Raw genomic sequence first — 17,905 nt, 5'->3', positions numbered from 1 at the left:
TCGAGCCTAGGGGTGGGGTGCGACGGACGAGGGACGGGCGCGCGGCATCAGAAGGGCGGCGGACCGTAGTCGCCCCATCCCTCCGGCGGGGGCTCCGGGAGCTGGGCACGCGGTGTCGGAGTCTCGCCGCGCGAGGTCGTCGCGGTCGGCGGGGGCCCGGGCGGCGCCTGGGTCTGCAGGGTCGGCTCCCCGGCCACCGGTGTGGTGAGCACACGCCGGTCAGCGGGATGCCCCGGTGGGCTGTTCGGGCTGGTCGCGGGGCTGCCGACGTGGGCGCCGCGCAGGAATCCGGTCCAGGCGGCGGTGAGCAGCTCGACCATCTCGAGGCTGGCGTGGTCGAGGTCGTCGAGGACGGCGACGGCGTCGCCGTGGCGGCCGATCGTCCAGCGGGTGCGGCCGGGCTTGCCTGCCTGCGTGGGGAGCCGGGTGGGGTCCAGCAGGCCGCTCGTCTTGTCGAGGTGGTGCTGCCAGCACAGGAGGTGCAGGTTCTCGACCTCGGTGGCGCCGCCCTCGCCCGGGGTGCCGCGCAGGCACTCCTCGATGTGGTCGCACTCGGAGGCCCAGGAGGTGGGGCGCGTGCATCCGGGGACGGCGCACTGTCCGTTGCGGAGCCGGAGGTGCTCGAGCATCGCGGGGGTGGGGATGACGCGGTCGGCCGGGAGCGGGAGGAAGGCGCCGCTGCTCGCGCTGGTGAGGACGCGGTGCCAGACGGTGCAGCTGCCGGCGAGGGAACGCGCCATCGAGGGCGGCAGCGGGGTGACGCCGTCGAGCATGCCGGGCTGGTCGGAGGCGCCGAGCAGGGTCAGCACGGGCACCGTGACGTTGAGGCGGAACCGCTCGGCGGGGACGGCGACCCCGTCGACGTCGAGTTCGGCGGTACCGATCAGGGCGTAGCGCAGCCGGGTGAGCGGAAGGGCCCTGCCGGTCTCGAGGACGATGCCGTCGGGGTCGTGCGGGATCGGTGTGCCGTCGCGGAGCGCCGCACGCTGCGCCGCCTGGACGGCGCGGGCGGACTCGTCGATCGACTTCCACCGGGCGAGGATCTCGGGGATCGGGCCCGTGATCCTCAGGGTCCCGGTGCCGGCCTCCGCGCCGGGAAGCAGCTCGACGGTGCGCTCGAGCGCGGCGACGGGATCGGGACGGCTCTCGCGCTCGGCGAGATGCTCGATGAGGGCGCGCAGGAGCGTGAAGAATCGTTCCGGGCTGATATCCGTGGACCATGTCGAGATCACGGCATCGAGATCCCTCCTGGAGGATTCGGAGAGCTTCTGCGAGGTCTTCAGCATCTTCTGGAACCAGGCCGACGGCATGCTCCCGGATTCAAGGTTCTCGAGGGTGCGCGGGAAATGGTTCACGGCCTGGTATGCGTCGCGCAGTCGCCAGCTCGCGGCACTGCGAGTGACCCGGAGGCCGAGTGCGGCGCGGAGCGTCTCGACCTCGTCGAGCTCGCAGGCGTCCTCGTACTCTCCCTCGAACTCGTGCAGGGCGGCGAGGGCGCGGTACTGCGCCGCGAGCGCGAGGGCAGTGGCGCGCTCCGCATCCCACACGCGCTGCGCGGCCTCGCTCAGGGCGGGGTCGTCGGCGCAGCCGCCGAGATCGGGCAGCGCGTCACGAGTACGAGCCTGGCGTGCGCCGACCCGGCGGAAACGTGCAGGAAGCGACGCGATCAGGGCATCGTCGACGGGGTCCGGGGAGGTGGCGGCAGGAGCCGACGGTGATGCCGTCACCACCGGCGACGAGGCGGGAACCGAGGGCAGGGAGACCTCCCACGCGGAGGTATCTGGGGCGGCGGCATCCGACCGCTCGGAACGCACCGCGTCGCGTGCGCCGTCGGCGATCTCATCGCCCGGCGAATGCTCCGGCTGCGTGATGCCCATCGGCCCCTCCTCCCCGTCCGCGTCGGCGATGCGTCGATGCACCGCCCTTCTCGATCCGACCCCTTCAGACTAGGGACCGACACCGACAGAAGAAAGGCCCACAGAGAATATGTGGATAACTTTCTGATCGAGTGGCGGATCTCGAGCGCAATGCGGCTCTCGATCCACACCTTTCCTCCACAGCTCCTCGTTTTCCACAATGCCATCCACAGATTTCCGAGGGGCCGCCTCGTCTGTCGGACCCCTGCGGTAGAGGGGCATCGACCCCGGACATCCCGGCCCCTCCGCCGCCGCCTGGCCTACACTCGGCTGCTGGACACGGGGTGCGCCCGAGGCGCTGAGATCACACCCGTGGAACCTGATCTAGTTCGTACTAGCGAAGGGATGTCCGCATGAGCTCGGATCCTTGCACCCTCTTTCCCGCTGCCCTCCCCCGCGCCGCCGCGCCCGATCGGCCCGCTACCCGCCGGCCCGCGTCCGGCCATCCCGCAACGTGCCATCCGGTATCCGACCGCCCCGCGCCGTCGGCCCCGCGAGTGCTCTCGATCGCGGGCACCGACCCGACGGGCGGCGCCGGCACCGCGGCGGACCTCAAGTCGATCACCGCCGCGGGCGGCTTCGGCATGGCGGCGGTCACCGCGGTCGTCGCACAGAACACCCACGGCGTGAGCGACATCCACGTCCCTCCCGCGCAGTTCCTCGCCGCGCAGCTCCGCGCGGTCTCCGACGACGTCGAGCTCGAGGCGGTCAAGACCGGCATGCTCGGCACCGCCGAGATCATCGAGGCCGTCGGGACCTGGCTCTCCGCGCACCCGCCGCGGGTGCTCGTCGTCGACCCGGTGATGGTCGCGACCAGCGGCGACAGGCTGCTGGAGCCCGAGGCGGAGCAGGCGATGATCCGCTTCTGCTCCCTCGCCACCGTGGTCACCCCGAACATCGACGAGCTCGCCGTCCTCACCGGCGAGCCCCGCGCGCACGACGAGGACGAGGCCCTCGCCCAGGCCGCCCGCTGGTCGGAGGCGACCGGCGTCGCGGTCGTGGTGAAGACCGGGCACCTCGACAGCCGCGAGGTCACCAACACCTGGATCGGGACCGACGGTACCCGCCACCCCGTGCACTCGACGCGGGTGGACACGACGAGCACGCACGGCACCGGCTGCTCCCTCGCGGCGGCGCTCGCGACCCGGCTCGGCGCCGGTGAGGACCCGGCCACGGCCCTCGCCTGGGTCACCGACTGGCTCCACGAGGCGATCCTGCACGGCGCAGAGCTGCAGGTCGGGAGCGGGAACGGCCCCGTCGACCACGCCCACCGGGCACGGCGGCTCGCGGCGGCGGGATCGGCCGCGCCGTGGGTCGCCGGCGGCGCGGTGCCGGACCGGTGGGAGCAGCCGGCCCAGCTCGCCGCCCGAGCGACGGCCGACGGCCCGACGGGTCCTGCCGCCTCGGTCCCGCCCGTCGGCCCGTGGACCGAGGCGCTGTGGGCGGCCGGGGCGCCGCTCGCCGGCGCGATCGAGGGCTCCGGCTTCGTGGCGGCGCTCGTGGACGGGAGCCTGCCCGAGGGGCAGTTCTCCTTCTATCTCGCGCAGGACGCTCACTACCTGCAGCGCTACTCCCGCGCCCTCGCGACCCTCGCCGCGACCTCGGAGGACCCTGCCGCGCGGGAGTTCTGGTCGGACTCCTCCCGGCACTGCGTGGATACCGAGCTCGAGCTCCACCGCGGCTGGCTCGCGACCCGTCCTGACGCGGCGGAGGTGGCCGTCAGCCCGGTGACCAGTTCATACACCGACTTCCTGCTCGCCCGGGCGCTCGGGGACCCGACGGCCGTCGGAGCGGCCGCGGCGCTGCCCTGCTTCTGGCTGTACGCGCAGGTCGGGGCGAGCCTGCCCGAGGTACCGGACGAGCACCCCTACGCGGGGTGGCTCCTGACCTACCGCGACCCCACCTTCGTGGAGGGGGTGCGCGGGGCGCTCGGCGTCGTCGAGCGCGAGCTCGGGGCCGCCGATCCCGCCGTGCGGGCGGAGGCGGCGCGCGCCTTCCTCCTCGCCTGCCGCCACGAGCTGGAGTTCTTCGAGCAGGCACGGCGCGTGGCCCCCTCAGCCGTCGCCCCGAGCCCGGCCCTCGCGGGGGCGACCCGATGACCGCCGCCTCGATCGCCGCGACCGGCACCCGCGCCCTGCCGCCCGAGGGCCGAGCCGCGCTGCGCGCCGGCGTGGTCGGGAACTTCATCGACAACATCCACGTGTTCCTGCCGGTCACGGCGCTGGCCCCGGCGATGCTCGTGATCGCGGGCCCATCGGCGACCGCATCGGCGGCGGCGCTGATCATCGTCGCGATGCTGCTGGGTCGGCCCGTCGGCGGGGTGGTGTTCGGGCGGATCGCGGACCGCATGGGACGCACCCGCACCACCCGCCTCGCCATCGCGGGCACCGCGGCGTGCGCGCTCGCGATCGCCCTCGTCCCCACCCACCAGGTGCTCGGCCCGGGCACCGTCGCGCTGATCCTGGCGCTGCGCTTCCTCGGCGGGATCTTCGTGGCCGGCGAGTACTCTGCCGCGATCCCGCTGGCGATGGAGTGGTCGACGCCGCGCCGACGCGGGCTGATGAGCGGGCTGATCCTCTCGATGGCGCCGTGGGCGCAGGCCACGATCGCCTTCGCCGTCGCGGCGCTGCTGGCGGCCCTCGGGCCGGAGCAGTACGCGGCCTGGGGCTGGCGGGCGCTGTTCGTCGCGGGCGCGGCGCTGTCGATCGGGATGATGCTCTACTACCGGCGGCACGTGGTCGATGCGCCGCAGGCCCGGCGAGCACCGGCGTCGGCCGCCCCGTCGGCCCCGCGACCGGGCCTGCGCAGCCTGCTCACGGGACGCTGGGCGTCCGCGTTCTGGGCGGCGTTCGTGCTGATGACGGGGCTGTGGCTGCTCACCGACTCGACCGTGCTGCTGCTGACGGCGCGGCTGTCCACCGACTCGCCGATCGCCCCGGAGGCGGTGCCGCTGGTGATGGGCGCGGCCTCGATCGCGCAGGCGCTCGTGATGGCGCTCGCGGGGCACCTCTCGAGCCTCGTCGGGAGGCGGCGCCTGCTCGTGGTGTGGGGCGCCGTCGCGGGGATCCTCGGCCCGGTGCTGTGGTGGGCGGCGGTCACCGCGCCGACCCTCGCCGTGGCGGCGCTGCTCGCCGCGCTGCTGCAGGTCGCGACGGTCTCCGCCTACGGTCCGATCGCCGCCTATCTCTCCGAGCGGTTCCCCACCGCGATCCGCTCGACCGGCTACGGCTCCGCCTACAGCCTCTCCCTCGTGCTGCCGGCGCTGTACCCGTTCTACGTGCCGGCGCTCGAGCCGCTGCTCGGCCGGCACACGACGGTGATGGGGATGGTCGCGCTCGGCGGGCTGCTCGTGGTGGTCGGGGCGCTGCTCGGCCCGCGGCTCTCCCCGCGCGAGATCGACGCGGACCTCGACGCGGTCGCCGAGCGGAGCACGCGATGAGCCCCGCCGACGACCCCGATCTCGCCCGCGCCCTGCCCGTCCTGGCGGCGGTGCGGGAGGCGGCGCCGCTGGTCCACTGCCTCACCGCGACCGTGTCGATGCAGCTGGTGGCCGACGGGCTGCTCGCCGCCGGGGCGCGCCCGATGATGACCGAGACCGTCGTCGAGGCGCCCGTCGTCACGACCGTCGCGGACGCACTGCTGATCAACCTCGGCACCCTCTCGACCGACGCGATGGACGGCATCCCCGCCACCGTCGCGGTCGCGCGGGAGCAGCAGCGGCCCTGGGTGCTGGACCCGACGGCGATCGGGATCGCCCCGGTCCGCACCCCGCTCGCGCGGCGGCTGATCGAACAGCGGCCGACGGCGGTGCGGGGCAACGCCTCGGAGATCCTCGCCCTGGTGGGCGAGGCGGGAGGCGGGCGGGGCGCGGACTCGACCGCCGCCGCGGAGTCCGCCGCCGGCGCCGCGGCCGAGGTCGCCCGCCTCACCGGCGGGGCCGTCGCCGTCTCCGACGCGGTGGACCTGGTGCTGGATGCGAGCCGCGAGGCCCGCCTAGCCCGCGGCTCCGCGCTGCTGCCGCGCGTGACCGGGACGGGCTGCCTGCTGGGGGCGCTGACCGCCGCCTGCACCGCCGTCTGGGAGGATCCCTTCGAGGCCGCGCTCGCCGCGACCACCTGGATGGCTCTGGCCGGGGAGCGCGCCGCGTCGCGCGCGACCGGACCTGGCAGCTTCCGCATGCACCTGCTCGACGCCCTCGACGAGATCGGACGACGCCCATGACCGCCCCCTCCTCTCCGCTGGACCTGCGCTGCTATCTCGTCACCTCCGGCACGGGCCCGCGCACCGTCGAGGTCGCCGCCGAGGCCGCGGCGGCCGGGGCCGGGGTCGTGCAGGTGCGGGCGAAGGAGGCGAGCACGCGGGAGCTGCTCGAGCTCGTCCTCGCCGTCGCCGAGGCCGTCCGCACGGCGAACCCCACGACGAGGGTGCTGGTCGATGACCGGGCCGACGTCGCCGCGGCGGCCCGGGCCCGCGGGGCGCACGTGCACGGGGTCCACCTCGGCCAGGACGACCTGCCCGTCCCCGACGCCCGCGCCCTGCTCGGCCACGACGCGGTCATCGGGCTGACCACGGGCACGCTCGACCTGGTCCGCGACTCGGCCGGCGTCGCCTTCGACCTCGACTACCTCGGCGCCGGGCCGTTCCGCCGCACCCCCACGAAGGACTCCGGCCGGGAGCCGCTGGGCGTGGACGGCTATCCGGCGCTGGTGCGGGCGACGATGCTGCCGATCGTCGCGATCGGGGACGTCACCCCGGCCGACGCCCCGGCGCTGTCCCGCACGGGCGTCGCCGGGCTCGCGCTGGTGCGTGCGGTGATGGAGGCGCCCGACCCCGCCGCGGCGGTGCGCGAGGTGCTCGAGGGGATGGGCACCCGCCCCCGCCCCTGACGAGGCCGTGACAACGCCCGGGCCCGGGCGTAGCGTCGGACCATGGCTGCTGATGCTCCCTCCCCCGATGCTGCGACCTCCTTCGACGTGATCGTGCTCGGCGGCGGGGCGGTCGGCGAGAACGTCGCCCAGTACGCGACCGAGGGCACCGACCTCACTGCAGCGATCGTCGAGGGCGAGCTGCTGGGCGGCGAGTGCTCCTACTACGCCTGCATGCCCTCGAAGGCACTGCTGCGCCCCCTCGCCGTCGCGGACGCCGCCGCGAACCTGCCCGGGATCACCACGCCCGAGGTCGACGCCGAGGCGCTGCTGGCCCGGCGCGATACCTGGGTCTCCCACTACTCCGACGCCGGCCAGGTCGACTGGGCCGAGGGGGCGGGGCTGCAGGTGGTGCGCGGGCACGGTCGGCTCGTCGGCGAGCGCGAGGTCGAGGTCGTCGGGGCCGACGGGCGCGGCCCGCAGCGGCTGCGCGCCGAGCGCGCCGTCGTCCTCGCGACCGGGTCGGTGCCCGTGATCCCTGCGGAGCTGCGGGAGCTCGCGCCGTGGACCTCGCGCGATGCGACGGGCGTGGTGGAGGTGCCGGACGAGCTGGTGATCGTCGGCGGCGGCGTGGTCGCGGTCGAGGCCGCGACCTGGATGGCCGCGCTCGGCACCCGGGTGACGATGCTGGTGCGCGGGGACGCGCTGCTGCGAGGGCTGGAGCCCTTCGCCGGCGAGCACGTGCTCGAGGCGCTGCGGGGCCTCGGCGTCGACGTGCGGCTCGGCGCCTCGGTCGTCGGCGGGGAGCGCGAGGGCGCCCGGGAGACGGGGCTGGGACGGCTCCACGGCGGTCGGGTGCGGCTCGAGGTCGAGTCCGACGACCGTCGCGACACCCTCGAGGCCGACGAGGTGCTCGTCGCGACCGGGCGCCGGCCGCGACTGGACGACGTGGGCCTCGAGACCGTCGGCCTCTCCCCCGAGGACGTCACCGGCGGCGGGGCGCTGCCGGACTGGCTGCACGCGGTGGGCGATGCGAGCGGGGAGGCGCCGCTGACCCACTGGGGGAAGTACCGCGCCCGCGTGATCGGGCAGCGGATCCTCGCCGCCGCGACCGGGGAGGCGACGGAGCCGGTGCCCGACCAGGTGCCGGTGCCGCAGGTCGTGTTCACGGATCCGCAGGTCGCGGCCGTCGGCCTCACCGAGGCGGACGCCCGCGAGGCCGGACACCGGGTGGTCACCGCGCAGGTGCCCTTCAGCGGGGCGGCCGGCTCCGCGCTGCTCCGCGACGACGTCACCGGCACCGCGCAGATCGTCGTCGACCTCGGCACCCGCACCCTCGTGGGCGCCACGTTCGTCGGCCCCGAGGCCTCCGAGCTGCTGCACGCCGCGACGATCGCGATCGTCGGCACGGTGCGGGTGCACGCGCTGCGCCATGCGGTGCCGAGCTACCCGGCCGCCTCGGAGCTGTGGCTGCGACTGCTGGAGGAGCTGCCGCGGGCGCTCCGGGCCGGCTGAGCCGACCCCTCTCCCTTCCCCGCCGCTCCTCCCCCGCCGGCGCAGCTCCTCCCTTCGGAGGAGATGACAGATCGCACTGGCGTCGCTCCTCCGCATCCGATGGGATGGAGGCGTTCGACGCCCCACGGCCATGCGCCGCCTGCCCCGGGAGGACCATGTTCCAGCGACTGCGCCGACAGCGAAAGCTCGGCCGAGCAAAGCCCGGCGACGGCAGCGCACTGAAGGACCTGCGCTGGTGGCAGACGCTCACCCGCACCCAGTTCGCCCTGGACCCCGACCACGGGGCAGGTCGCGAGGCGTCGTACATCGTGGACGTGCGCTATCTGGCCACCGAGCTCGAGGGCGGGAGGATCGCCGAGGGCGTCCGGCACGCGCCGATCGCCTTCTACCGCGACGGCCGACAGCTCCACATCGCGAACTCGCCGGTCGCCTTCGAGGTGCCGGGAGGGACGGTCGAGGTCGCGATCGGCAGCTACGGCCTCTCCCGGATGCACCTCGTCCCCTCCGACGACGGCCCGGCCACGACCCTGCGCCCGCACCCCCGCTCCCTCGAGGGCCTGCGCGCCCGCTTCGGCCGACGCCACCCCGGGGCGAGCCGGCTGCTCGGCGCGCTCGCGATCGTGGTGCTGCTGATCGGGGTGGTGCTGATGCTGCCGCAGGCCGCGGAGCTGATCACGAGCATCCCGCCGGTGGCCGAACGGGTCGGCGCCTTCACCTCGCCGATCCAGCTTCCCGCCTGGCTGAACGTCACGGTCACGGTCGCCGGTGTGCTGGCCGCGGTCGAGCGCGCCCTGACACTGCGCAACCACTGGCTGATCGACGCCGAGACCACCTGGACCTCGTTCGTGTGAGCGCGGCGGAGCGCCGGACCGCCCGGGCAGGGAGTTCGTGGTGATCGCCCGGGCGGTCTGAAAAGGGCTGCGGGGATCAGGCCTCGGTGCCGGTGTAGAAGCCGTAGGTCGCGTCGGCCCGCTGCTGGGCGACGGCAGGGTCCTCGCCGGACGCCGCGTGCGCGACGGCCCAGCCGTCGGCGGCGCCGCGGTAGAAGGAGCGGCCCTCGTCGGTGCCGGCCCAGGCCTCCGCCTCGGCCGGGGAGAGCGAGCCCTCCACGCCGCCGAGGTGGAGCGAGAGACCCAGCAGGCCGCCGTCCCAGCCCACCCCGGTCGCGCCGGGGCCAAAGGTCTCCCACATCTCGGCGGGGACGTCGGCGACGCGGCTGGTGTGCTCGAGCTCGAAGCTGGTGCGCTCACCCCCGACCTCGGCCAGGCGCACGGTCAGCCATGACACGGAGCCCATGGCCTCCCAGGTCGCGGAGAACTCGGCGGCGCCGGCCGACGGCGGCTCGCAGGCGGTGATCTCGCCGCCAGCGTTGCCCTCGAACTGGTAGCGGCCGCCGAGACGGAGGTCACCGCTGACCGGCAGGAACCAGCGCTGGATGCGCTCGGCCGAGGTGACGGCCTCCCACACGTCGGCGAGCGCGGCGGGGTAGGTCTGCTCGAGGGACTGGACGTGCATCTGCTCGCCGTCGCGCTCCTCGGTGCGATAGGCGCGGGTGACGGACTGCAGCTGGGCGGGGACGTCGACCATGTCAGGTCTCCTTCTCGGTGGTGGGGGTCGTCGCGGCGGGCGGGGTGCCCGGCGCAGGGTCTGTGTGCGGCGCGTTCACCGCGGGGTCGGTGGGGCCGGCGGCGTGGCCGGAGCTCTCTGCACGCTCGGCGGCGAGGCGGCGCGAACGCTTGCCGCGGGCGAGCTCGGTGCCGAGAGCGTCGAGCTTCGGCAGCCAGAACCGCTCGAAGGGCGTCAGCCACTCCCTCGCCTCGCGCGGGCCGCGGGGGTCGAGGGCGTAGAGGCGCCGACGGCCCTCGGGGCGGACGGTGGCGAAGCCGTGTTCGCGCAGGACGCGCAGGTGCTGAGAGACGGCCGGCTGGCTGATCCCGAATTCCTGCTGCACGATCTCGCCGATCTCGCCCGCGCCGAGCTCCCCGTCGTCGGCGAGGAGCTCGAGGATCCGTCGCCGCACCGGGTCGCCGAGGACGTCGAGCGCGTGCATGCGCCCATGCTCCACGCGCACAGTCATATAAGTCAACCCTTATGCAACAAGGGAGTCGACGGCGACCCGACCCGGCCAGTTGATCGACCTCAGGTACCAGGAAAGCGGTACGGGACGTCGAACAACTCGGCGCTGTGCCCGCTGCGGCCCGCACCCGGCCAGTCGATCGACCTCAGGTACCAGGAAAGCGGTACGGGACGTCGATCGACTCGGCGGCGCAGGGTGGCGGGGCCGGCCGGCGCAGGGCAGCACGTTCAGCGGTGCCGGGCGGGAGGGCAAGCAGGACAGCGGGGGCACCAGGGCCGGGACGGGACACCGTCGGCGCCGGTCACCGCCGCACCGCGAGCACCAGGCCGCGGTAGGCGAGGCCGAGGGCGACGAGCACCAGGCCCGCCACGATCGTGCGTCCCGGCAGTGCGGCGACGAGCAGCACGCAGCCGGCGAGGCCGATCCACTGCATCGCCTTGGGGAACAGCCGCCACTGCCCGGTCTGGGTGAGCGCGGCGAGGTTCGCGACCGCGTAGTAGAGCAGCACGCCGAAGGACGAGGCGGCGATCGCGACCAGCACGTCGGAGGCGAGCAGCACCAGCAGCACCACCGCGATGCCGGCCGCGGCCTCCGCCCGCTGCGGGACCGAGAAGCGGGGGCTGACGTGCGCGAGCACGGGCGGCAGGTCCCGCTCCCGCGCCATGGCGAGCACGGTGCGGGAGATGCCCGCGACCAGCGCGAGCAGCGCACCGGAGGCCGCCGCGACCGCGCCGATGGTCACGACCACGGCCCAGACCCCGCCCGCGCCGACCGCGTCCAGCGCCGCACGGAAGGGCGCCGGGCCCCAGCCCTGCTCGCCCGGTGCCGGTCCCACCAGCACGAGGATCACCGACAGCACCAGGTAGAGCGCGCCGACCGCGGCGAGCGCGAGCAGGATCGCGCGGGGGATGGTGCGCCGCGGCGCGACGACCTCCTCGCCGAGCGTCGCCACCCGGGCGTAGCCGGCGAAGGCGAAGAACATCAGCGCCGCGGCCTGCGCGACGGCGAGGACGATGCCGAGCGCGCCACCCTCCCCCGCGCCGGCGACGGCCGCGATCCCGCCGTCCCACAGCCCGGCGGCCTGCCCGGAGAGGGGGCCGGGCACCTCCCACGTCCCGGCACCGGCCCCGTCGCCCGCGCCTCCCGTCGGACCGCCCGCCACGATCCCGGCGAGCAGCCGCACCCCGGTCAGCACGAGCGCGGCGAGCGCGACCGTGACCAGCACCCGGGCGAGCACCGCGGTGCGGGTGATGCCGACCAGGTTCACGGCCGTCAGCACCACGACCAGGAGCGCCGCGACGGGTCGCTGGAACGGCTCGGGCACGAGATACGCGGCGACGACCAGCGCCATCGCCGCGCAGGAGGCGGTCTTGCCGATCACGAAGCACCACCCGGCGAGGAACCCCCACCACGGTCCGAGCCGCTCCCGGCCGTAGTGGAAGGTGCCGCCCGCGGCGGGGTGCTGCGCGGCGAGCTGCGCGGTCGAGGTCGCATTGCACAGCGCGACCACGGCGGCGACCAGCACCGCCGCCGGGGCGAGCGATCCGGCGAGGTCCTGGGCGGCGCCGAGGGAGACGAAGGCACCCGCCCCGATCATCGAGGCGAGGCCGATCACCACCGCGTCGCGCAGTCCGAGGCGGCGGGAGAGGACGGCGGGAGAGGCGCCCGGACTCACAGCCGGTCGAAGCGGTACAGCCAGGCGGCGGTCTCGGCACGGTCGACGCGGGCGTTCGGGCGGAGCTCGTCCCCGTCCACGATGCCCTCGTCGAGGCCCTCGGCCTGCAGCCACGCGATGGCGTCGGCCTGGCCGTCACCGCTGGGCGACTCGACCTCGGGCGAGCCGGCCGCGGCGTACAGCGCCTCGGCGACCATGCCCCGGCTCAGCGCCGCGCTCGGGCGGAACGCGCCGCCCTTGTTGAGGGTGAGCACGCCCTCGGACTCGGCCCACAGCATCGCCTCGTAGTGCGGGTGATCGGCCTTCACGTCCTTGAACGGCGAGCTCGCGGGGACCTCCACCACGGGACGGCCCGCCAGCTCGTACAGGGCCGCGGCGAGGGTGACGCGGTCCGCGGCGCGGGTGGGACGGAAGGTGCCGTCCTCCCCACCGGGGACGATGCTGCTGCCGGCCGCCCACATGATCTCGTCGTAGTACGGGTGGTCGGAGCGCACGTCGGTGAAGTCCGGGAGGGTCGGCGCCTCCTCGTACCCGGCGTCCAGGCCCACGATCATCGGGTCGTGGTCGGAGGAGGCGAAGGGGCCCTCCTCGTAGAGGTCCACCGCGTTGTTGTTGTACCGGCCGTACTGGGCCATCACCGACTCGGGGCCGTTGATCTGCCAGTCGGTGGCGCCGGTGACGCGCTCGGCGGCCGACGGGGAGGCGATGACGTGGTCGAGCGAGCCGACCATGCCGCCGAAGCTGTAGGACCAGCCCTCCGGGTCGTGGGTCTCGCCGAGGTTGACGAAGCCCTGCTCGTAGAACGTCTGCAGGGGCTCCTCCTGGGTGTAGGAGTTGAAGTCACCGCCGTGCAGGACGTCCTTCACGCCGAGCTCGGATGCGGTCTGCTCGCCCCAGGTCAGCAGCGCCTCGGCCTGCTGGAGGCGGGAGGTGCGGGCGTTGCCCTGGACCGGGTCGGCCGGGAGGCCCGAGTCCTCGGCGTCGGCCGAGCCCTTGGACTTGAAGTGGTTGATGGTGAAGAAGAACGGCTCGCCCTCGACCTGCTGGGCACCGTCGCCGTCGATCGGCACGAACACCTGGCCGAGCGGCTCGCGGGCGTTGTCGAAGGCGGGGTCGTCGGCGAGGATCTGCATCTGCCCCTCGGGGCGCACCTCGGCGGGCTTGAAGATGATCGCGTTGGTGATCACGTCCTGGCCGCCGTCCAGACCCTGCGCGGCGTAGGCCTCACCGGTGGGGACGTAGGCCCAGGTGCCCTCGCCGTCCTTCTCGTTCAGTGCGGCGACGAGGGTGGCGGTGGCCTCGTCGGCCTCCTCCCCGAGGCGGGCCGAGTTCTCGATCTCGGTCAGGCCCACCACGTCGGCGCCGGTGCCGGAGATCGCGTCGACGATCTTGGACTGCTGGCGCTCGAGGTCGTCGGCGCCCCACGCGCCGCGCAGGTCGCAGCCGCCGCGCACGGTGGTGCCGTTCCCGTCGATGTCGGTGTAGGGCTCGCAGCCGGGGGTGTCCTCGCCGAGGGTGGTGAAGTAGTTCAGCACGTTGAAGGTGCTGACCTGCAGGTCACCGCCGACGGGGTCGGGCGTGTCCTGGCGGGTGTTCTCGAAGTCGACGCCGTCGGTCGAGGCCGACTCCCACGGGGTGGTGGTGTTCAGGCGCCACTGGTCGAAGGAGTAGGCGACCACGACGGGCTCGGTGAAGGAGGGGGTGGCCCCGACCCGGACGGGCTCCTCGGTGGTCAGCCAGCTCATCGGCTGGGTGGGGTTGTTCTGGAAGTTCGTGGTGCGGCCGTCGTCCAGCAGCACCTTGAGCGCATCGCGGCTCTCGTAGTAGGCGGTGGCCTCCGCGCCGGGGCGCATGATGTCACCGGCCTGCTGCAGCGGCTGGTCGCCGATCGCGAGGGCCACCTCGCCGAAGCGGTTGGTGCTGTACACGTCGGTGACGGTGAACTCCTCCGCGCCGGGCAGGTAGAGCATGTGCTCGATGCTCTCGCGCTGCGCCTCCTCGGTGGGGAAGCCACCGGCGAGGGTCGCGGGCTCCACGGGCTCGAGCGACTGTTCGAGCTGCTCGAGGCCCTCGGTGCCGACGGAGATCTGGGTGGAGTCGTAGTACTCGGAGACCTCGCCGGTCACGCGCACCGAGTCGCCGATCGCGACCTGGGAGGCGGTCTCCGGGGAGTGCACGAACACGGCGGTGGAGCCGGTGTGCGTGGAGAAGTCCAGCGCACCGCCGGTGCCGCCGGTCTGGATGACGTAGCCGTTCAGGCCGCCGGTCGCGTAGACCGCGGTGACCACGCCCTCGGTGACCACGTTCTTCCCGACCATCGGGCTCTGCGCGCCGGTGCCCTGGATCTCGGCGATGCTCGCCTCGACCGTCTCGCCGGGCTCGCCCGGCTCCTCGGGATCGGTGCCGTCGCCGCCGGAGTTGGTGGGCGTCGGCTCGCCGGCGACGAAGTCGGTGGAGTTCTCTCCGGTCGCGGCGACGCGCGCGACGGAGGTCGCGTTCGTGGTGCGCGGGGCGGGGGCGGTGCCGGAGAAGGTGGTCGCCCCGCCCCAGCCGACGAGGTCGACGACGGCCGGGTCGTCGGCGCAGGTCGCACCGGTGCAGACCAGGCGGCCGTCGGAGTCCGAGAGGGCGAAGACGCCCTGACTGCCGGAGACGGCGGTGGTGCCGGTGAGGTCCGGTTCGGGCAGTGCCTCGGTGCCGCCGGAGCCCTTCGCGAGCTGGATCAGGAAGGTGCCGCCGGCGGGGACGGTGCCCTCGAGGGCGAGCACGCCCGACGAGTTGAAGGTGCCGGTCGCGGAGGCGTACTGGAGGGACCAGCCGGCGAGGTCGACCGGCTCGTCGGAGGTGTTCACGAGCTCGACGAAATCGTGGGTGAAGGTCGAGCCGGAGTTGCCGCCGCCGCCGTAGATCTCGTTGATCTGCAGGTCGCCCGGGGCGACGACGGCGGCGTCGGCGGCGGGGGTGAGGCCGGGCAGGGCGGAGGCTCCGAGGGCGAGAGCGGCGACGGCCACCCCGACCCGCGTGAAGCGGAGGCGGAGGGCGTCGCCCGTGGTGCGCGGTGACATGCGGTTCTCCTTGGTGGGAGGGGCGGGGAGAGGAAGGCGGGTTGGCGGTGGGACGAGGGGCGGACAGGAGAGGAGGGGCCGGATCTCCGAGGAGGTCCGGCCCCTCCGTGATCAGGAGCTCATCAGCGTCGGCCGACGCGATGTCGAAGGGCGATCGCGCCCGCTCCTGTGAGGGTCAGCGCGCCGGCGATCGCGGCGAGGACGCCCGCGTTCGTGCCGGTGCGGGCGAGGTCGGAGCGGCCGTCAGCGGTGGTGGGGGCGTCGCCGACGGGGTCGCCCGTGGTGGAGCTGCCGGAGGAGGCGCCTGCCCCGGTGGAGCCGCCGGTGCTGGTGCCCTGGCCGTCTTCCGAGCCCTGGTCGTCAGAACCCTGGTCGTCCGCGCCCTGGTCGTCCGCGCCCTGGTCGTCCGCGCCCTGGTCGTCGGCGCCCTGGTCGTCGGAACCCTGGTCGTCGGAGCCCTGGTCGTCGCCCGCGCCCTGGTCGTCATCCGAGCCCTGGTCGTCGTCCTCGTCGTCACCGGGCGGCGGGGTGGTGGTGTCGCCCCCGTCGTCGCCGTCGCCCGGGGGCGGGGTGGTCGAGCCGTCGTCGTCGCATCCCTCGGGGGCGCCGCCGGTGATCTCGGTGTACGTGTCGAAGACGATCTCGGTGCCGGTCTCGGGGACGGCGGTGATGGTCAGCGGGACGACGGTGCCCTCGGGGGTGTCCGCCGGGACCTCGCAGTACCAGTCGGTGAGCGTGACCTCCGCGGCGAGGCCGCCCTCGGCCGCCATGGTGGAGGGCTGCTCGCCGTCGGCGGCGGCCTCGACGGGGCCGTAGGGCGCCTCGAAGGTGCCGTACTCCCCCGCGTCGACCGTCACCGAGGTGATCTCGGGGGCGCCGAGGCTCTGGGACTCGAGGCCGGAGAGGCGCAGCGTCGGGGAGCGCTCGTCATCGCCCTCGAGGAACTGCACGTCGATCTGGCGCTGCGAGTAGTCGGGCTCGAGCTCGGGGTTCGCCTCGAGATAGGAGATGAACGCGTCGCGGTCCAGCACGCCGGTGTCACGCACGTCCTGCGCCTCGGAGAGCGCCCACATGTTGTCGCCGCCCTCGAAGAGGAAGCTCGCGGTGACGATCGTGTAGGTCCCCTCGGGGTCGATCGGCTCGCCGTTCACGCGCACGTCGAAGACCCGCTCGTCCTGCGGGGCGCTGCTGTCGAAGGCGTACTCGACGTTCTCGGAGACGGAGAAGGCGAGGAAGGACTCGTCGCCCTCGTCCACGCCGCCGCCGTCGGCCGTGCGCTGCCACTGCTCCTCGAGCATCTGGAGGAACTGCGCACCGCTGACCTCGCCGGAGTTCAGGGTGTTGCCGAAGGGCACCATGCCGTTCGCCTCGGCGTAGGTGACCACGCCGTCGCCCTCGCCGGTGGGCGAGGAGGCGTCCCACAGCTCGGCGCGGATGCCGCCGGGGTTCATGAACCCGATGACCTCGTTCTTCCCGTCCAGGCCCGCGTCCTCGAGGTACCACTTCATGGAGTCGGCGAGCATGTTGCCGGCCGCGGAGTGGCGGAAGCGGTTGTCGCCCTTGGTGGTGGCCTGGTTGGTGACCGGGTCGTTCGCGACGCGCACGCCATCGGTGTACGAGGCCTTGGAGTCGTCCCACGAGGTGGTGATGTCACCGGCGATCGAGCCGACGGGCTCGGCGCCGACGACGGCGGCCTCGTCGATCGCGGCCTGCGCGATCGAGGTGACCTCGGTGGTGACGTCGGTGGAGGTCGTGCACTCCTCGCCGGTGGGGCGCAGCGCCGGCTCGACGGCGACGTCCCAGTCGGTGTCCTCGCCCTCGCCGCGCTGCAGGGTGACGGTGCCGAGGTTCGCGGCGCTGGAGCCGGTCTGCAGGATCGGGCGCGTCTCGCCGTCCTGGCCGGGGACCGGGGCCAGGTAGGCGTAGGTGCGGTGCGAGTCGCCGTTGAAGATCGCGTCGACCTCGGGATCGGTCTCGGAGACGATCTTCTCGAAGATCGGATCGCTGTTCGAGGGGGCGGCACCGGGCTCGCCGCTGCCGGAGGCGCCCTCGTGGTAGAGCGCGACCGCGGCGTCGTACTCGACCCCGTCGGTCTCGAGCTCGTCCATCACGTCGTTGACCGCGTCGACGGGATCGCCGAACTCGAGCCCCTCGATCGCGGCGGGGCTGACCTTGCCGACGGTCTTCGTGGTGACCGCCCCGATCACGGCGACCCTGACGCCGTCGCGCTCGACGATCGTAAACGCGTCGTGCACCCGTTCGCCCTCGGCGTCGTAGACGTTCGCGGCGAGGTCGGCGAACTCGGTGCGCGGCTCGATGCGCTCGAACAGGTCGTCCTGGCCCTGGTCGTACTCGTGGTTGCCGATCGCGGTGGCGTCGACGCCGAGCGCGTTCAGCACGTCGATCGTCGGCTCGTCGTTCTGCACCGCGGACTCGAAGGCGGAGCCGCCCACGTTGTCGCCGGCCGAGAACAGGAACGAGGTGTCGCTCTCCGCCCGCACGGTCTCGACCTGGCAGGCCAGGGCCGAGGCGCCGCCGAGCGCGCCGTGGAAGTCGTTGAAGCCCATCAGGGTGATCTGCTGGCCGGGCTCGGCGGCGACCGCGCCCAGCGGCACGAGGGCGCCGGAGACGGCGAGGGCGGCGGCGCCGAGGCCGACGGTCGCGCCGCGGACGGCGCTGCGGGCGGGGTGGACACGCATGGAGGAGGCTCCCGGGGACGAGGCGGAGTCGAGGAGGGCGCACGGGTGCGCCATGTCATCTCACCCCATCGGGAGGCGTCAGAACCTGTTTTC

Annotated in this window: 12 protein-coding genes and 1 riboswitch; of the genes, 6 read left to right on the top strand and 6 right to left on the bottom strand. The window is 74.0% G+C overall.

Annotated features, from left to right (window positions below):
- Positions 1–47: 47 nt before the first annotated feature.
- Positions 48–1,877 (bottom strand): HNH endonuclease, encoded by a 1,830-nt coding sequence (locus tag DS079_RS09800; RefSeq protein ID WP_126986989.1) that lies wholly within the window; start codon positions 1,875–1,877, stop codon positions 48–50.
- 309 nt (positions 1,878–2,186) lie between these two features.
- Positions 2,187–2,279: riboswitch (TPP riboswitch) on the top strand.
- Between the two features lie 134 nt (positions 2,280–2,413).
- Here DS079_RS09800 and DS079_RS09795 point away from each other — a divergent pair.
- The 6 genes from DS079_RS09795 to DS079_RS09770 all read left to right on the top strand — a co-directional run bounded on the left by DS079_RS09795 (position 2,414) and on the right by DS079_RS09770 (position 9,147).
- Positions 2,414–4,015, top strand: a complete 1,602-nt coding sequence (locus DS079_RS09795; RefSeq protein WP_126986985.1) for a bifunctional hydroxymethylpyrimidine kinase/phosphomethylpyrimidine kinase — start codon at positions 2,414–2,416, stop codon at positions 4,013–4,015.
- Positions 4,012–5,355: an MFS transporter gene (locus tag DS079_RS09790; RefSeq protein ID WP_126986983.1), complete on the top strand. Its 1,344-nt coding sequence runs from the start codon at positions 4,012–4,014 to the stop codon at positions 5,353–5,355. The genes DS079_RS09795 and DS079_RS09790 overlap by 4 nt, the downstream gene beginning before the upstream one ends.
- On the top strand, positions 5,352–6,137 hold the full coding sequence (thiM, locus tag DS079_RS09785) for a hydroxyethylthiazole kinase (protein ID WP_126986981.1): 786 nt from the start codon (positions 5,352–5,354) through the stop codon (positions 6,135–6,137). Before DS079_RS09790 ends, thiM begins: the two co-directional genes overlap by 4 nt.
- Positions 6,134–6,802, top strand: a complete 669-nt coding sequence (locus tag DS079_RS09780; RefSeq protein WP_126986980.1) for a thiamine phosphate synthase — start codon at positions 6,134–6,136, stop codon at positions 6,800–6,802. The genes thiM and DS079_RS09780 overlap by 4 nt, the downstream gene beginning before the upstream one ends.
- A 42-nt stretch (positions 6,803–6,844) precedes the next feature.
- Entirely contained in the window at positions 6,845–8,296 is a 1,452-nt protein-coding gene (locus DS079_RS09775) for a dihydrolipoyl dehydrogenase family protein (protein WP_126986979.1), read from the top strand.
- Positions 8,297–8,451: 155 nt separating this feature from the next.
- Positions 8,452–9,147 carry a hypothetical protein gene (locus DS079_RS09770; protein WP_126986978.1) on the top strand — a complete coding sequence of 232 codons (696 nt, stop codon included), beginning with the start codon at positions 8,452–8,454 and terminating at the stop codon, positions 9,145–9,147.
- A gap of 76 nt (positions 9,148–9,223) precedes the next feature.
- On the opposite strand, the gene DS079_RS09765 is transcribed toward DS079_RS09770, so the two are convergent.
- The 5 genes from DS079_RS09765 to DS079_RS09745 form a co-directional block, all read right to left on the bottom strand.
- Positions 9,224–9,883 (bottom strand): SRPBCC domain-containing protein, encoded by a 660-nt coding sequence (locus tag DS079_RS09765; RefSeq protein ID WP_126986977.1) that lies wholly within the window; start codon positions 9,881–9,883, stop codon positions 9,224–9,226.
- A 1-nt stretch (position 9,884) separates the two neighbouring features.
- Positions 9,885–10,346, bottom strand: coding sequence for an ArsR/SmtB family transcription factor (locus DS079_RS09760; RefSeq protein ID WP_126986976.1), 462 nt, complete (start codon positions 10,344–10,346; stop codon positions 9,885–9,887).
- Between the two features lie 328 nt (positions 10,347–10,674).
- Positions 10,675–12,048 (bottom strand): APC family permease, encoded by a 1,374-nt coding sequence (locus DS079_RS09755; RefSeq protein WP_126986975.1) that lies wholly within the window; start codon positions 12,046–12,048, stop codon positions 10,675–10,677.
- Entirely contained in the window at positions 12,045–15,113 is a 3,069-nt protein-coding gene (locus tag DS079_RS09750; RefSeq protein ID WP_126986974.1) for an ExeM/NucH family extracellular endonuclease, read from the bottom strand. Before DS079_RS09750 ends, DS079_RS09755 begins: the two co-directional genes overlap by 4 nt.
- A 122-nt stretch (positions 15,114–15,235) precedes the next feature.
- A complete protein-coding gene (locus DS079_RS09745; protein ID WP_126986972.1) occupies positions 15,236–17,812 on the bottom strand; it encodes a bifunctional metallophosphatase/5'-nucleotidase in 2,577 nt (858 codons plus the stop codon).
- Positions 17,813–17,905: the final 93 nt, after the last annotated feature.

Source organism: Brachybacterium paraconglomeratum (assembly GCF_003994255.1).
In the GTDB taxonomy this organism is placed as follows: domain Bacteria; phylum Actinomycetota; class Actinomycetes; order Actinomycetales; family Dermabacteraceae; genus Brachybacterium; species Brachybacterium conglomeratum.
Note: the sequence above shows the minus strand (reverse complement) of the source record. Positions and strands in the feature narration are given on the sequence as shown.

Coding starts and splice junctions, on each gene's coding strand:
- DS079_RS09770 (WP_126986978.1), top strand. CDS start 8,452: ATGTTCCAGCGACTGCGCCGACAGCGAAAGCTCGGCCGAGCAAAGCCC.
- DS079_RS09775 (WP_126986979.1), top strand. CDS start 6,845: ATGGCTGCTGATGCTCCCTCCCCCGATGCTGCGACCTCCTTCGACGTG.
- DS079_RS09800 (WP_126986989.1), bottom strand. CDS start 1,877: ATGGGCATCACGCAGCCGGAGCATTCGCCGGGCGATGAGATCGCCGAC.
- DS079_RS09745 (WP_126986972.1), bottom strand. CDS start 17,812: ATGCGTGTCCACCCCGCCCGCAGCGCCGTCCGCGGCGCGACCGTCGGC.
- DS079_RS09765 (WP_126986977.1), bottom strand. CDS start 9,883: ATGGTCGACGTCCCCGCCCAGCTGCAGTCCGTCACCCGCGCCTATCGC.
- DS079_RS09790 (WP_126986983.1), top strand. CDS start 4,012: ATGACCGCCGCCTCGATCGCCGCGACCGGCACCCGCGCCCTGCCGCCC.
- DS079_RS09780 (WP_126986980.1), top strand. CDS start 6,134: ATGACCGCCCCCTCCTCTCCGCTGGACCTGCGCTGCTATCTCGTCACC.
- DS079_RS09750 (WP_126986974.1), bottom strand. CDS start 15,113: ATGTCACCGCGCACCACGGGCGACGCCCTCCGCCTCCGCTTCACGCGG.
- thiM (WP_126986981.1), top strand. CDS start 5,352: ATGAGCCCCGCCGACGACCCCGATCTCGCCCGCGCCCTGCCCGTCCTG.
- DS079_RS09760 (WP_126986976.1), bottom strand. CDS start 10,346: ATGCACGCGCTCGACGTCCTCGGCGACCCGGTGCGGCGACGGATCCTC.